General features: G+C 59.6%; 12 protein-coding genes and 1 pseudogene. 3 read left to right on the forward strand and 10 right to left on the reverse strand.

All coding sequences use genetic code 11. The features are described from left to right. Nucleotides 1-75: 75 nt before the first annotated feature. The 3 genes and pseudogenes from AO065_RS20140 to AO065_RS20150 form a co-directional block, all read right to left on the reverse strand. A complete protein-coding gene (locus AO065_RS20140; RefSeq protein WP_054540886.1) occupies nt 76-1,431 on the reverse strand; it encodes an 8-oxoguanine deaminase in 1,356 nt (451 codons plus the stop codon). Between the two features lie 402 nt (nt 1,432-1,833). Continuing rightward, nucleotides 1,834-2,517, reverse strand: a complete 684-nt coding sequence (locus tag AO065_RS20145) for an SDR family oxidoreductase (protein ID WP_029243538.1) — start codon at nt 2,515-2,517, stop codon at nt 1,834-1,836. Between the two features lie 32 nt (nt 2,518-2,549). Beyond that, a pseudogene (locus tag AO065_RS20150) lies at nt 2,550-2,900 on the reverse strand (MerR family transcriptional regulator). Nucleotides 2,901-2,985: 85 nt separating this feature from the next. On the opposite strand from AO065_RS20150, the gene AO065_RS20155 reads away from it, so the two are divergent. Next, the gene (locus AO065_RS20155) at nt 2,986-3,432 is read left to right on the forward strand and encodes a hypothetical protein (protein ID WP_054540887.1); all 447 of its coding nucleotides are present in this window, start codon (nt 2,986-2,988) and stop codon (nt 3,430-3,432) included. A gap of 96 nt (nt 3,433-3,528) precedes the next feature. Here the strand turns inward: AO065_RS20155 and AO065_RS20160 are convergent, their stop codons facing one another. The 7 genes from AO065_RS20160 to AO065_RS20190 form a co-directional block, all read right to left on the reverse strand. Next, a complete protein-coding gene (locus AO065_RS20160; RefSeq protein ID WP_054540888.1) occupies nt 3,529-4,455 on the reverse strand; it encodes an ABC transporter permease in 927 nt (308 codons plus the stop codon). Next, on the reverse strand, nt 4,455-5,555 hold the full coding sequence (locus tag AO065_RS20165; RefSeq protein WP_054540889.1) for an ABC transporter permease: 1,101 nt from the start codon (nt 5,553-5,555) through the stop codon (nt 4,455-4,457). The genes AO065_RS20160 and AO065_RS20165 overlap by 1 nt, the downstream gene beginning before the upstream one ends. A gap of 11 nt (nt 5,556-5,566) precedes the next feature. After that, a complete protein-coding gene (locus AO065_RS20170) occupies nt 5,567-7,120 on the reverse strand; it encodes an ABC transporter ATP-binding protein (protein WP_054540890.1) in 1,554 nt (517 codons plus the stop codon). Nucleotides 7,121-7,642: 522 nt separating this feature from the next. Then, nucleotides 7,643-8,236: an IMPACT family protein gene (locus AO065_RS20175; RefSeq protein WP_054540891.1), complete on the reverse strand. Its 594-nt coding sequence runs from the start codon at nt 8,234-8,236 to the stop codon at nt 7,643-7,645. Between the two features lie 32 nt (nt 8,237-8,268). Next, nucleotides 8,269-8,931, reverse strand: a complete 663-nt coding sequence (locus tag AO065_RS20180) for a TetR/AcrR family transcriptional regulator (protein WP_025995899.1) — start codon at nt 8,929-8,931, stop codon at nt 8,269-8,271. Between the two features lie 84 nt (nt 8,932-9,015). Further along, nucleotides 9,016-10,413, reverse strand: a complete 1,398-nt coding sequence (locus tag AO065_RS20185; RefSeq protein ID WP_054540892.1) for a uracil-xanthine permease family protein — start codon at nt 10,411-10,413, stop codon at nt 9,016-9,018. A gap of 196 nt (nt 10,414-10,609) precedes the next feature. Continuing rightward, nucleotides 10,610-11,530 carry a LysR family transcriptional regulator gene (locus AO065_RS20190; RefSeq protein ID WP_054540893.1) on the reverse strand — a complete coding sequence of 307 codons (921 nt, stop codon included), beginning with the start codon at nt 11,528-11,530 and terminating at the stop codon, nt 10,610-10,612. Between the two features lie 112 nt (nt 11,531-11,642). Between AO065_RS20190 and aptA the strand changes: the two genes are divergently transcribed. After that, complete coding sequence (gene aptA, locus AO065_RS20195) at nt 11,643-12,989, forward strand: omega-aminotransferase AptA (protein ID WP_054540894.1); 1,347 nt, start codon at nt 11,643-11,645, stop codon at nt 12,987-12,989. An 81-nt stretch (nt 12,990-13,070) separates the two neighbouring features. After that, nucleotides 13,071-14,564 carry a CoA-acylating methylmalonate-semialdehyde dehydrogenase gene (locus tag AO065_RS20200; protein WP_054540895.1) on the forward strand — a complete coding sequence of 498 codons (1,494 nt, stop codon included), beginning with the start codon at nt 13,071-13,073 and terminating at the stop codon, nt 14,562-14,564. Nucleotides 14,565-14,698 lie beyond the last annotated feature (134 nt).

Consider the following 14,698-nt stretch of genomic DNA (forward strand, 5'->3'; position numbering starts at 1 on the left):
GGCTGGGGAGGCGACACTCTAGCGGATCAACACCGCAGTAGGTGTCGATCCGTTCACAGCTTTACAGGTCTGGCTTCAGCCTTGAATCAGTTCCCGTGCCGCCTGACGATGCTCGGCGATCAGTTGTTGCAGATCCAGCCCTTCGACCTGACGGTCGATCACCCGCCACTGCCCGGCAATCATCACTCGATCCGCACGGTCTGCGCCGCACAGCAACAGCGCCGACAACGGATCGTGGCTGCCGGAAAAACGCAGTTCGTCGAGTTTGAACAGCGCCAGGTCTGCCTGCTTGCCAACCGCCAGTTCACCAATGTCAGTGCGCCCCAGCAGTTGTGCCGAGCCCTTGGTGGCCCAGCCCAGTACGAGTTCCGGAGTGATCTTCTCTGCGCCGTAACGCAACCGTTGCAGGTACAGCGCCTGTCGGGCTTCCAGCATCATGTTCGAGGCGTCGTTGGACGCCGAACCGTCGACTCCCAGCCCGAGCGGCGCGCCTGCGGCGATCAGATCCAGCGTCGGACAGATGCCGGACGCCAGGCGCATGTTGGAACTCGGGCAATGACAAATACCGGTGCCTGCCGAGCCCAGTCGCGCTATTTCGTCAGGATTGAAATGAATGCCGTGAGCCAGCCAGGTGCGCTGGCCGAGCCAGCCGACGCTGTCCAGATAATCGACGGTGCGCAGGCCGAAACGCTGCAGGCAGAAGTCTTCTTCGTCGAGGGTTTCGGCCAGATGGGTGTGCAGGCGCACGTCGAGCTTTTCAGCCAGTGCGGCACTTTCAGCCATGATCTGCGGTGTGACGGAAAACGGTGAGCAGGGCGCGAGGGCGATCTGGATCTGCGCACCGTCGCCGCGCTCATGGTAGGTCTCGATCAGACGCTGACTGTCGGCCAGAATCACCTCACCCTGTTGCACGGTCTGTTGCGGCGGCAGACCGCCGTCCGCTTCGCCCAGACTCATGGAGCCGCGAGTGAGCATGGCGCGCATGCCCAAATCGCGAACGCTTTGCACCTGCACGTCGATGGCCTGTTCCAGCCCGCCCGGAAACAGGTAGTGATGATCGGCAGCGGTCGTACAGCCCGACAGCAACAGTTCGGTCAATGCGACTTTGCTGGCGACGGCGAGTTTTTCAGGCGTCAGCCGCGCCCAGACCGGATAGAGCGTCTTGAGCCACGGAAACAGCGGTTGATTGACCACCGGCGCCCAGGCGCGGGTCAGGGTTTGATAGAAGTGATGATGGGTGTTGATCAGGCCCGGCAGCAGCACATGCTCGCGCGCGTCGAATACCTGATCGCAGGGCAGGGCAGGTTGCTGCCCGGCTGCGAGTAGTTCAGTGATGACACCGCCCTCAATGACCAGCCCGCCACGGGCGTCGAGGTCATTGGCGGTGAACACAGCAAGGGGATTTTTCAACCAGATACGGATCGCGGACATGGGCCGGCTCCTCTGAAAGTGGGTTCAGGGTTAGCCAGCTCAGTGTTGCCCTGTCTGCTGATCCAGGGTGCGAGACAGACAGCGCCTCGGCAAGGTCGTGGATTTTACTGAAGTGATCAGTTTTTAATCAAGTTGCGCGTGAGAGTGCGTGTGACGCGCAGCGTTCTGTACATACACGTCTCACTTCACCAGCCGAACTGCGGGAGGCGCCATCATGTCTTCGACGTAGCGCTGTCGCGCAGCAAACACCGGACCCTGGGAGGCGGCTTGCCGGCGATGAACGATGACGCGATTTTCCTGAACTACCGCGTTGACTGCATCGCCGGCAAGCCGCCTCCCACAGGGCGGTGCATTCATCCAGTGAGGCTTGTGTATGAAGATAAGCGTTCCGCTCTTCATGACTTACCAGGCAATCGTCTCGCCCTTGTAGTTGATGAAGTGATGCCCGCCCTTGCCCGCATAGGCATTCAGCTGCTCAACCAGTCCGGTGGTGCTGGTCTGCACGTCAATGGCGGCATTTTCGCCACCCATGTCAGTCTTGACCCAGCCCGGATGCAGCGACAACACGGTCGGACGTGGCTCGGGCAGTTGCACCACAAAGCTGTTGGTCATCGAATTAAGCGCGGCCTTGCTGGCTTTATACAGCGTCATGGTCTCGCCTTCAGGGCAGGCAACACTGCCCAGCACCGAACTCATGAACGCCAGTACGCCGGTTTCAGGTCGGATGTGGTCGACGAAGCGTTCGGCCAGCCGGATCGGCGCAATGGCATTGGTCAGAAACAGCTGACCCAGTTCGGCGGCCGTCGCCTGAGCCGCGCTCTGGTGTTTAGGCCCCATGATCCCGGCATTGACGAACAGCACATCGAACACTTCCCCCTTCAGCTTCTGGACCAGCACTTCCAGCGAAGCGGTGTCATCAATGTCCACTGCTTCGATCCGTACGCCTTCGATGGCTTTCAGATTGTCGGCATTCTGCGGATCACGCACCGTTGCCGTGACCTTCCAGCCCTGTTCAGTCAGGCGTTGAACCAGCCCAAGCCCCAGGCCACGCGAAGCACCGATGATCAGCGCGGTTTTGGTCGTCATGAAAAACTCCTTGGCAGATTGAAAAAAGGGATTCAAGGGCTCAGCGGGCATTGTCGACTCAGGCGCTGATGTAGCTCACTGCGCAGACCCATGAGCTCTGCTATTCGCGTATCGATCAGTGCCAGCTTTTCCTCAAGCAGCGCCGCGATTGCAATATCCGGAGCTGGCGCCTCCCACAGTTCGGCAACATTGCTGCCGATTTCGTTCAGACTGAAACCCAGCCGCTGCGCCACCTTGATGAATTACACCAACTGCACCGTCTCTAGAGGATAGTGTCGATAACCATTAGCGCTGCGTTGCGCGACAATCAGCCTGCGCTGTTCATAGAAACGCAACGTATCACGACTGACGTCGGTCGCTTTTGCCAGTTCACCGATACGCATCGAAAAGCCGTCCTTGAAATGCTTGACCCTGGAGCGTACTCCAGCCTTTAGCCTGTTGGAATCTCAATCAGCAGGAAGCCGTTTCATGTGGACATCCCGGCAATACCGAAAAATCGTAAGAGCCAGCGTCTGGTACGACCTGATTATCACGGCAGCTTTCGTCACTCCTTGGAGTTTTGTCGCCCTTCATGGCACGTTGAGTGCGTTGAGTCAGTCCTGGAATCTGGCGGGAGATTTACCGGTTTTTGCGCCCATGCACATGCTGATGGCCAACTTACTGGGTTCGATTGTTTGCGTATGGGCCGTGTTGAGAATTCGCGATCCGCAACCGGTATTCGGACGTTACGACGCGGCTGGTCGTGTGTTGTTTGCGACGTGGCAAGCCTACGCTTTGGCTCAGGGAGCCAGCAGTCTTTTAATCGGTATCCTGGTAGTGGAACTGTTCTGGGCTGTATTGCAAGTGTGGCCGGTCCGCCTTGACTACGCTGACGCACCACATAGCGATGCGCCATCTGAAGCTCTTTCTACGTGATACAGCTCATTCCCATTGGCTCACTGAATGGGCGCGATGTTCGGTAGGCGGCTTGATTCTTCTATTGCTGTGAGTTCGCCGCCTCGCCGCTTATCCTCAATGCCCCGCCCGCCAAGGCTGCCCCAGCGAAACCGGCGCATACAACCGGGTGCGCAATGCATCGCGCGACAGCAGCACCAGAACGATGATGGTGGCGAGGTAGGGCAGCATGGCCAGCAGATTGGACGGGATTGCCAGGCCGATGCCTTGAGCGACCAAATGCAGGATGCTGGCCAGGCCGAACAGGTAGGCGCCCAGCAGCAGACGCCAGACGCGCCAACTGGCGAAGACCACCAGCGCCAGGGCAATCCAGCCGCGCCCGGCGCTCATGTTTTCGGCCCACATCGGCGTGTAGGCAAGCGACAGATAGGCACCTGCCAATCCAGCCATTGCGCCACCAAACAGCACGGCGAGGGTGCGAACCCGCAACACGGGCAGGCCCATCGCACTGGCAGCATCGGGGTTTTCGCCGACCGCCTGAATGATCAGTCCGATTCGACTCTTCAGCAGCGCCCAGGCGACCAGCGCAAACAGCGCGAAGGACAGGTAGACCAGCAAATCCTGGGCGAACAGCATGCGACCGATCAGTGGAATGTCGCTCAGAAAGGGAATCGCAACCGGCTCGAAACCGCTGAGCGGCTTACCGACCCATGCCGCGCCGACAAAGCTCGACAGTCCGACGCCGAAGATGGTCAGCGCCAGACCCGTGGCCACCTGGTTGGCGTTGAACACCAGCGCAACCAGCGCGAACAGTGCCGACAGCAGCATGCCTGCGAGCATCGCCAGCAGCACGCCCAGCCACAGGTTGCCGGTGCTCAGGGCGATGATGAAGCCGATCACCGCGCCAAACAGCATCATGCCTTCCTGACCGAGGTTGATCACGCCGCTCTTTTCACAGATCAGCTCACCCAGCGCGACCAGCAGCAGTGGAGTGCCGCAACGCACCATGGCGTAGAAAATATTGCTCAGCAGATCGATATCCATCACGCGGCTCCTACAGCAGGTGTCATCTGACGCTTGGCCCAGCGCATCTTCAGGCGTGGGCGGTAAAGAATCAGTACGTCGCAGGCCAGCAGGAAGAACAGCATCATTCCCTGAAACAACTGGGTGATAGCGGGCGGCAGGTTCAGGGTCATCTGCGCGCTTTCGCCACCCAGATACAGGAGGGCGATCAACAGGCTGGAGAACAGAATGCCGATCGGATTGAGGCGCCCCAGAAATGCCACGGTAATCGCCGCGTAGCCATAACCCGGAGACACCTGCGGCACCAGTTGCCCGATGGGACCGGTGACTTCCGAAACGCCTGCGAGGCCGGCCAGTGCGCCGCTGATCAACAAGGCCAGCCACACCAGACGCTTCTCACGAAAGCCGACGAACCCGGCAGCACGTTTGTCCAGGCCCAGCACCTTGATCTGGAAACCGACGAAGCTGCGTTGCAGCAAGACCCACACCGCCACCAACGCAAACAGTGCGAAATACACGCCGACGTGAGCGCGGCCGTCTTCCATCAATAGCGGCAGGCGGCTGGCATCGCCGAAGGTCGCCGATTCCGGGAAGTTCATGCCTGCGGGATCCTTGAGCGGCCCGTGCACGAAATACAGCAGCAGGTTCAAGGCGATGTAATTGAGCATGATGCTGGTGAGGATTTCATTGGCATTGAAATGCGTGCGCAACCAGGCCGTTACGCCTGCCCAGGCTGCACCGGCCAGCGTGCCCGCCATCAGGACCATCACCAGCGCCCAGCGGCTTTCCATCTCGATGATGTTGACCGCAACTGCGCTGCCCGCCAGAGCGCCCAGCAGCAGTTGTCCTTCAGCGCCGATGTTCCAGATGCGCGCCTGATAGGCGACCGCCAGCCCCAGTGCACAAAGCAGGATCGGCAACGTCTTGACCATCAGTTCCGACAGACCGTACAGGTCGCTGACCGGTGCGATCAGCAAGGTGTGCAAGGTTACCCACGGATCAAGCCCCAGGGCGATGAACAGCAGCGACCCGCAGACCAGCGTCAACACGGCGGCCAGCAGGGGAGAGCACCACAGCATGGCGCGCGATTGCTGGCCGCGCGGTTCCAGAGAAAGCAGCATGTTTTGCTCCGTTAACCCGGCAATTGGGCCTGGGTATGAGAATGATCGAACTGACCTGCCATCCAGCCGCCAATCTGCACGGTGCTGGTCTGTCCGGTCGGGATCGGGTGGGAAAGTTGCCCTCCGCTCAGCGCGGCGAGGCGGTCGCTGATCTGGAACAGCTCGTCCAGATCTTCGGAGATCACCAGAATCGCTGCGCCGGCATCGCGCAAGGCAATGAGTGCGCGATGGATGGCAGCCGCCGCGCCGACGTCCACGCCCCAGGTCGGGTGCGCAGCGACCAGCAGCCTGGGGTTCTGCATGATTTCGCGCCCCAGAATGAATTTTTGCAGGTTGCCGCCCGACAGGCTGCGCGCGGCGGTCTGGGCGTCCGGCGTCTTTACTGCAAAGCGGCGGATGATCTCGTCGGCCAATGCCCGAACCTTGCCGCGCTGAATCAGGCCTTTGCTGACCAAACCTTGCTGGAATGCTGTGAGCAGCGCGTTATCCGCCAGGCTCAGTTCCGGCACTGCGCCGTGACCCAGACGTTCGGCGGGCACAAAGGCCAGACCGCGCTTGCGTCTGGCATCGGGCCGCAGGTGGCCCACCGGTGTGTCAGCGAAACGCAGCGTGGCGGCCTGGGCGCGGGGCAATACCTGTTCACCACTGAGCAGGGCCAGCAACTCGTCCTGTCCATTGCCCGCCACGCCTGCGATGCCGACGATCTCGCCGCTGCGCACCTCCAGACTGAGGTCTTTCAAGGAGCAGCCAAACGGATCGGGGTTGTGCCACGACAGTCGCTCGACCCGCAGGAACGGTGCCGTTCCGCTGACTTTTTCATACTGTGCCGTCAGGCCTTCTGCATCGCCGACCATCAGACGCGCCAGTTCCAGATCCGAGCACTCTGCCGGAATGCAATGCCCGGATACTTTGCCGTTTCGCAACACCGTGGCGCTGTGACAAAGGGCCCGGACCTCGCCCAGCTTGTGGCTGATGAAGAGAATGCTGCAGCCTTCAGAGGCCAGATGCCGCAAGGTCACGAACAGCTCTTCGGCTTCCAGCGGCGTCAGCACCGAGGTGGGTTCATCGAGAATCAACAGGCGGATGTCCTGCATCAGGCAGCGAATGATTTCCACCTTTTGCCGCTCGCCAATCGACAGACTGTGCACCAGTCGCTGTGGCTCCAGCGCCATGCCGTAGCGCTGCGAGACTTCGCGGATACGGGGTTCCAGTTGTTTCGGTGTACCGGCTGCCGCACCCATGGCCAACGCGATGTTCTGCGCCACACTCAAGGTTTCGAACAGCGAAAAATGCTGGAACACCATGCCGATGCCCAGGCTTCTGGCCTGTGCCGGGTTGCGCATGATCTGCGGCTGACCTTGCCAGACAATGGTGCCGGAGTCCGGTTGCGTCACACCGTAAATGATCTTCATCAGCGTGCTTTTGCCCGCGCCGTTCTCGCCCAGCAACGCGTGGATTTCTCCGGGCTGGATGGTCAGGTCGACAGCGTCGTTTGCCAGACAGCCGGGGTATTGTTTGGTGATATGGCGTAACTGAAGACGCGCAGGTGTCGCGTGGTTTGGCATGTCAGGCTCTGAGGCAGGAGTGGGTCGCCCGTGGATAAAGCAAAATCCTGGCCAGGGGGTCAGCTTTTGTCGGGCGGCCCTGAATAAAGCCTGTGACGAGCCTGTCTGGAGGTTCCCGCAGACACTTGCGGTGTTTCAGCACCAGTTCGGGGCGTGCGTATCGGCGGCGAGGGCCAAATTGGCTCACTGTATTTGATCAAAAAACGTACAGTTGTCAGCGAGCGCGAGCTGCCAAGCCGCTGCGACACCCTTGCACCTGTTATCCACAGGTTGCTCCACAGTTCCTGTGTGAAACGCATCGAACCGGGCATAACGCCGAAACGCTTGGATTCCGAATGTGCTAAGCGCGTTTAAATCGCTGTTTTATCAACGGTTTCACACGTATCAGGGTGTATTGTTCAAAAAATGATCAATCGCCTGCATCGCTTGCCCGACAAGGCTTGCAGCGGTATGTACTCAGCTTATCCACAGTCGGATGCACAGTAGATGTGGGCAACTGTGCACATCGTGATGAACGCTTGATTACAGCGTGGATGCCGGATGCAGGACGATTCTGCCCCGACTCAGGTCAGCCAGTTGCCGCTGGAAGTTCTCCACATGCCCAGGGCCGATGGCAACCGACATTTCCACGCCATTGGCGGTGAAGTTTTCGGCTTCAACCAGGCCGCTCGACTCAGCCAGGCGAACCTTGACCAGCGCCAGTTCGCTGAAGCTGCACTCAAGGTTGAAAGACAGCCGGTTGACCAGCTCCACACGTGCTGCCTGCTGCAGGCACTTGTTGGCACCGCCACCGTAGGCACGGGCCAGACCGCCGGTTCCCAGCTGGATACCGCCGTACCAGCGAATCACCAGCACCACGACCTGATCGAAACCCTGCGCCTCGATTGCCGCAAGAATCGGGCGGCCTGCGGTGCCACCCGGCTCGCCATCGTCATTGCTGCGGTATTGATCACCCAGTTTCCAGGCCCAGCAGTTGTGAGTGGCGTTCAGGTCACTGTGCTGGTCGATGAACGCCTGCGCGTCGGTCGGGCTGCTGATGGGGGCGGCGAGGGTGATGAAGCGGCTCTTGCGGATTTCTTCACGAAACTCGCAAGGGCCAACAAGGGTAAAAGGCATGCGTGCATCCGGCTGGCGACAAGGTGCGAATTCTACAAGGCTGGCGGCTTGAGCCCACAGCCTTTGACGATGATCCTGATCAGGTTTTCGCTGGCCTCGTCCATGTCCTGTTTGGTCAGGCGTGTACGCCCGGTGACGCGGCATATCTGGGACGCGAAGTCGGCGTAGTGCTGAGTGCTGCCCCACAGCAGGAAGATCAGATGCACCGGGTCGACCGGGTCCATTTTGCCGGCGTCGATCCAGGCCTGGAAAACCGCTGCTCGGCCCTGGAACCACAAGCGGTAATCCTGGCTGAAATATTCGCTCATGCATTCGCCGCCGCTGATGATTTCCATCGCAAAGATGCGCGACGCCTGAGGCTGGCGGCGCGAAAACTCCATTTTGGCGCGGATGTACCGTGCCAGCGCTTCTGCGGGGTCGTCCTCAACGCTGAGCGTATTGAAGGTGCTGTCCCACAGTTCGATGATGTTGCTCAGCACCGCAATGTACAGCCCCAGCTTGTTGGTGAAATAGTAATGCAGGTTGGCCTTGGGCAACCCGGCCTTCAGCGCAATGGTGTTCATGCTGGTGCCCTTGAAACCGTGACGTGCGAACTCGTCTTCGGCGGCCTTGATGATCGCCTCTTCATTTTTCTGACGAATGCGGCTGGCGGGCTTGGCAACGTGAGCGTTGTGCGCAGGGACTTGGAGGGTCATGGGCGATTCCGGGCAGGTCAAGGGACGCAACGAACGAACAGATAACGCACCTGCGGCCATCCCGCAAGCACAGGCACTGGAAAATTATCGTTGAGGCTCAAAGGGTTCGGCTTCCCGCACAGTTGTCTGCACGTCGGCGCAGGCTTTGCTTTCAGGGATCAACAGGCACATCAGAATGGCCGTGATGCCTCCGCTGGTGATGGCCGAGTCGAACAGGTTCTGCACGAGCTTGGGCATCTGGTGGAGCAGCGCGGGCTGTGAGGCGATGCCCAGGCCTACTCCGAATGAGGTCGCAATGATCAGCATGCTGCGCCGATCCAGCGGCGATTGGGCCAGAATCCGTACGCCTGCCGCCGCGACGCTGCCGAACATCACCAGCGTTGCGCCGCCCAGTACCGGTTTGGGAATCTGCTGGACGATGGCGCCGATGTGCGGAAACAGTCCCAGCATGAACAGCACGGCACCGATGTACAGGCCGACGTAACGGCTGGCAACGCCGGTCAACTGGATAACACCGTTGTTCTGGGCAAAGGTGGTGTTGGGGAATGCGCTGAACGTGGCTGCGAGCATGCAGCTCACGCCATCACCGAGCACGCCGCCCTTGAGCCTGGCCACGTAGCTCGGTCCGCTGATGGGTTGCCTGGCCAGCATGCAGTTGGCGGTCAGGTCGCCGACGGTTTCGATGCTGCTGATCAGATAAATCAGCGCGACGGGCAGGAAAGCGCTCCAGTCAAAACTGAAACCGAAGCGAAAGGGCACCGGAATGCTGATCAGCGGCAGGTCATGAATCGGTTGCGGGACAAGCTTGCCGCTGAACCACGCCGCCAGACTGCCGACGGCCAGGCCGATGATGATCCCCGATAGACGAACCCATGGCGTGTTGGAGCGGTTCAGCGCGATGATCACCACCAGCACGAAGACGCCGAGTGCCAGATTCAGCGGCGAACCGAAGTCGGGCGCATTGAAGCCGCCGCCCAGATCGGTCACACCGACCTTGATGAGGCTGACACCGATCAGCGTGATCACAATCCCGGTTACCAATGGCGTGATGACGCGGCGCAACTGTCCGATGCAGCGGCTCAGCACGATCTGCACCAGCGCGCCGAAAAAGCACACCCCGAAGATCATCGCCATGATGTCTTCCGGGCTGCCACCACGCTGCTTGACCAGAAAGCCTGCCGACAGCACCGCGCCGAGAAAGGCGAAGCTGGTGCCTTGCAGGCAGATCATCCCGGCACCGATGCCGAACGGGCGGCGCGCCTGAATGAAAGTGCCCACGCCTGACACCATCAACGCCATGCTGATCAGGTAGGGCAGGTAGGCGCTCAAGCCCAGTGCGGAGCCGATAATCAGTGGCGGGGTGATGATGCCGACGAAGCTGGCGAGTACGTGTTGCAGTGCGGCAAGAGTAGCCGTCAGTGGTTTAGGGCGGTCGTCGAGGCCGTAGATCAGGTCACTGTTGTCGGATGTTTCGGGCTGCATGACAGGCTCTCGGACTTTGGGGCAGAGGGAGGCGCCATGAGCTGGCGTTTCGTTATCCGGATCCAATGCAAAAAGCTGTCCACCTGCTCAGGTTATTGTCACGGGATGTGTGATACCGCCTGTGGTATCAAGGGTCTGCCGTGATTAGGGGTTGCTTCTGTAGGCGCGCGTTCTGCTGCTGTCATGATGAAGTGTTTCATCGGGTAGCAGCCAATCCTTCCATGAAGCTTTCCAGCACCAAATGAGGGCGCCTTCCTTTGCGCGTCACCGTTACCAGGCTCAGGTCATAAAACCGGGAGTCCGGTTTCAAGGCACGCAGCCTGCCTTCCTTTACCCAGGCGCTGGCGTAATGGTCCGGCAGATAACCGATGTAGCGCCCGGTCAGGATCAGAAACGCCATGCCCTCACGATCCGACGCGCTGGCGGTGCATTTGAGCGCCTGATAATGGGCCTGGATCTCGGCGGGCAGTCTGAACGTCGGTGCGATGGCGTCCTGTTCGGCAAGGTGCTCGCTGCCGAGCAGAGCATCGGCTGCACGGAACAGCGGATGGCCGACTGCGCAATACAGCAGCGAGCGCTCGCTATACAGCGGCTGGTAATCGAGACCTGGCAGCGCGCTGACCTGAGGCACCACACCGACATGCAGCTTGCCTTCGAGTACCCCTTGTTCCACTTCGGCCGGGGCGCTCATGCGGATATTGATGTGCACATCCGGACCACGCTCTTTGAGCTGCGAAATGGCATGGGTGATGCGCATGTGGGGCATGGTGACCAGATTGTCGGTCAGCCCGATATTCAGCTCGCCGCGCAGATGCTGATGCAGACCGTTGACCTCGGTTCGAAAGCTTTCCAGCGCGCTCAGCAACTGCAATGCCGACTGGTAGACCTCTTTACCTTCATCGGTCACCGAGAATCCCGCTCGTCCACGCTGGCAGAGACGCAAACCCAGACGTTGCTCCAGATCGCTCATCTGCTGACTGATTGCAGAACGACCGATGCCGAGCGCACTTTCCGCGGCTGAGAAGCCACCAGCCTCGACTACGCTTTTAAACAGGCGCAAGAGTCGGATATCAAAGTCGCTGACTTGTGCCAGAGGATCGGTGCGACGGGTGCTCATTGTTTAGTCTCTACCAAACTAAAGATCGTGAAAGTCAGATTTTCCAGACTTTGGCTCCATGGCACCTTAACTGAAATAACTGCTTGCTCAAGCACACACGAGGTTCGTTTCAATGAATATGCTCGAGTCGTCCGATCTTTCTGTCGCCAGTCAGCTGAAGCTTGATGCTCACTGGATGCCCTACACGGCCAACCGTAACTTCCAGCGCGACCCACGCCTGATCGTTGCAGCGCAAGGCAGTTATCTGACGGACGACAAGGGCCGCAAGATTTACGATGCGCTCTCCGGGCTCTGGACCTGCGGAGCCGGGCATACCCGCAAGGAAATCCAGGAGGCGGTCTACAAGCAACTGGGCGTGCTGGATTATTCACCGGGCTTCCAGTTTGGCCATCCGTTATCGTTTCAGCTCGCGGAAAAAATCACCGAGCTGACGCCAGGCAATCTCAATCACGTCTTCTATACCAACTCCGGCTCCGAGTGTGCGGACACTGCCGTGAAGATGGTGCGTGCCTACTGGCGTCTCAAAGGTCAGGCCTCCAAGACCAAGATGATCGGGCGGGCACGTGGTTATCACGGTGTGAACGTGGCAGGCACCAGCCTGGGTGGCGTGAACGGCAACCGCAAAATGTTCGGCCAGTTGATGGATGTCGATCATCTGCCGCATACGCTGCTGGCCAGTAACGCGTACTCCAAGGGCATGCCGGAAGCGGGCGGTATCGCATTGGCTGACGAGATGCTCAAGCTGATCGAATTGCATGACGCGTCGAACATTGCAGCGGTGATTGTCGAGCCGATGGCGGGTTCGGCAGGTGTGATTGTGCCGCCGCAGGGTTATCTCAAGCGTCTGCGTGAAATCTGCGATCAGCACAACATCCTGCTGATCTTCGATGAAGTTATCACGGGCTTCGGCCGCATGGGCTCAATGTTCGGTGCCGAAAGCTTTGGCGTCACACCTGACCTGATGTGCATCGCCAAGCAGATCACCAACGGTGCTATCCCGATGGGCGCCGTGATTGCCAGCAGTGAGATCTATCAGACGTTCATGAGCCAGTCGACGCCGGAATACGCGGTCGAATTCCCGCATGGTTACACCTACTCGGCGCACCCGGTGGCCTGTGCTGCCGGTCTGGCTGCGCTTGAGTTGTTGCAGCGCGAAAATCTGGTGCAGCAGGCTGCGCAAATGGCCCCCCATTTCGAGAGCGCATTGCATGGCGTCAAAGGCAGCAATAACGTCGTGGATATTCGCAACTATGGGCTGGCCGGAGCTATCCAGCTCGCACCGCGCGACGGCGATGCCATCGTGCGGCCGTTCGAGGCCGGGATGAAGTTGTGGAAAGCGGGCTTCTATGTGCGCTTTGGCGGCGACACCCTGCAGTTCGGGCCGACCTTCAACAGCAAGGCTGAGGACCTGGATCGGCTGTTCGACGCAGTGGGCGAAACGCTGAACCTCATCGACTGATCATCCTCGCTGACATCCTTCTTATATAAGCAGCGGGCGCGGAGTGATTCGCGCCTGCCGGAAACCCTTTTGGAGTTTTTCATGAGCAGCATTCAACACCTGATCCACGGTGAGTTCGTTTCCGATGACGGACGTACGGCCGATGTGTTCAATCCGTCTACCGGACAGGCCATTCACAAGGTGGCGCTCGCCAGTCGCGAAACGGTTCAGCGGGCGATCGATTCAGCCAAGGCAGCCTTTCCGACGTGGCGTAACACCCCGCCTGCAAAACGCGCTCAGGTGATGTTTCGTTTCAAGCAATTGCTGGAGCAGAACGAAGGCCGCATCGCTCAACTGATCAGCGAAGAGCACGGGAAGACCTTGGAAGACGCAGCGGGGGAGTTGAAGCGCGGCATCGAGAACGTCGAATACGCCTGTGCTGCGCCTGAAGTACTCAAGGGTGAATACAGCCGCAATGTGGGGCCGAATATCGATGCATGGTCTGACTTCCAGCCACTGGGTATCGTTGCGGGCATCACGCCGTTCAACTTCCCGGCGATGGTGCCTTTGTGGATGTACCCGCTGGCGATCGTCTGCGGCAACTGTTTCATCCTCAAGCCGTCCGAGCGCGATCCCAGTTCCACGCTGCTGATTGCCGAACTGCTGCACGAGGCAGGGTTGCCCAAAGGCGTGCTCAACGTGGTGCATGGCGACAAGGTGGCGGTGGACGCGCTGATCGAGGCGCCGGAAGTCAAGGCGCTGAGTTTTGTCGGCTCCACGCCCATCGCCGAATACATCTATAAAGAAGGCGCTGCGCGGGGCAAGCGTGTCCAGGCATTGGGCGGCGCGAAGAACCATGCAGTGCTGATGCCGGATGCGGATCTGGACAATGCGGTCAGTGCCTTGATGGGCGCAGCCTATGGTTCGTGCGGCGAGCGCTGCATGGCGATCTCGGTTGCCGTCTGTGTGGGTGATCAGATCGCCGATGCGCTGGTGGCGAAACTGGTTCCACAGATCCAGAGCCTGAAGATTGGTGCGGGGACGACCTGTGGCCTGGACATGGGGCCGTTGGTGACGGGGCAGCATCGCGAAAAAGTCAGCGGCTATATAGAGGATGGCGTTCAGTCCGGGGCGACATTGGTCGTTGATGGTCGCGGGCTTGAGGTTGCCGGTCATGAGCAAGGCTTCTTCATGGGTGGGTGCCTGTTCGATAACGTCACGCCGCAGATGCGTATCTATAAGGAAGAGATCTTCGGGCCGGTGCTGTGCATTGTGCGTGTCGACAGCCTGGAAGCGGCCATGCAACTGATCAATGATCACGAGTACGGCAACGGTACCTGCATCTTCACGCGCGACGGGGAGGCGGCGCGTCTGTTCTGCGACGAGATTGAAGTAGGCATGGTGGGGGTCAATGTGCCTTTGCCTGTGCCTGTTGCTTATCACAGCTTTGGTGGCTGGAAGCGTTCGCTGTTTGGCGATCTGCACGCCTATGGGCCGGACGGGGTGCGTTTCTATACCCGTCGCAAGGCAATTACGCAGCGCTGGCCGCAGCGGGCGAGCCATGAGGCGTCGCAGTTTGCGTTTCCCAGTCTGTAAGTCATGGAGACCTGGATTGATCTGACCCCGTGTTTATTGGGAGCAGTGAAATAGATCTCAGGTTTTTGAAAATAACGGTTGACGCGCTCGTTGAGGTGTCTATAATTCGCCCCACTTCCGGCGCAGACGGAAAC

The sequence above is a fragment of the Pseudomonas viridiflava genome (genome assembly GCF_001642795.1).
Lineage (GTDB): Bacteria > Pseudomonadota > Gammaproteobacteria > Pseudomonadales > Pseudomonadaceae > Aquipseudomonas > Aquipseudomonas viridiflava.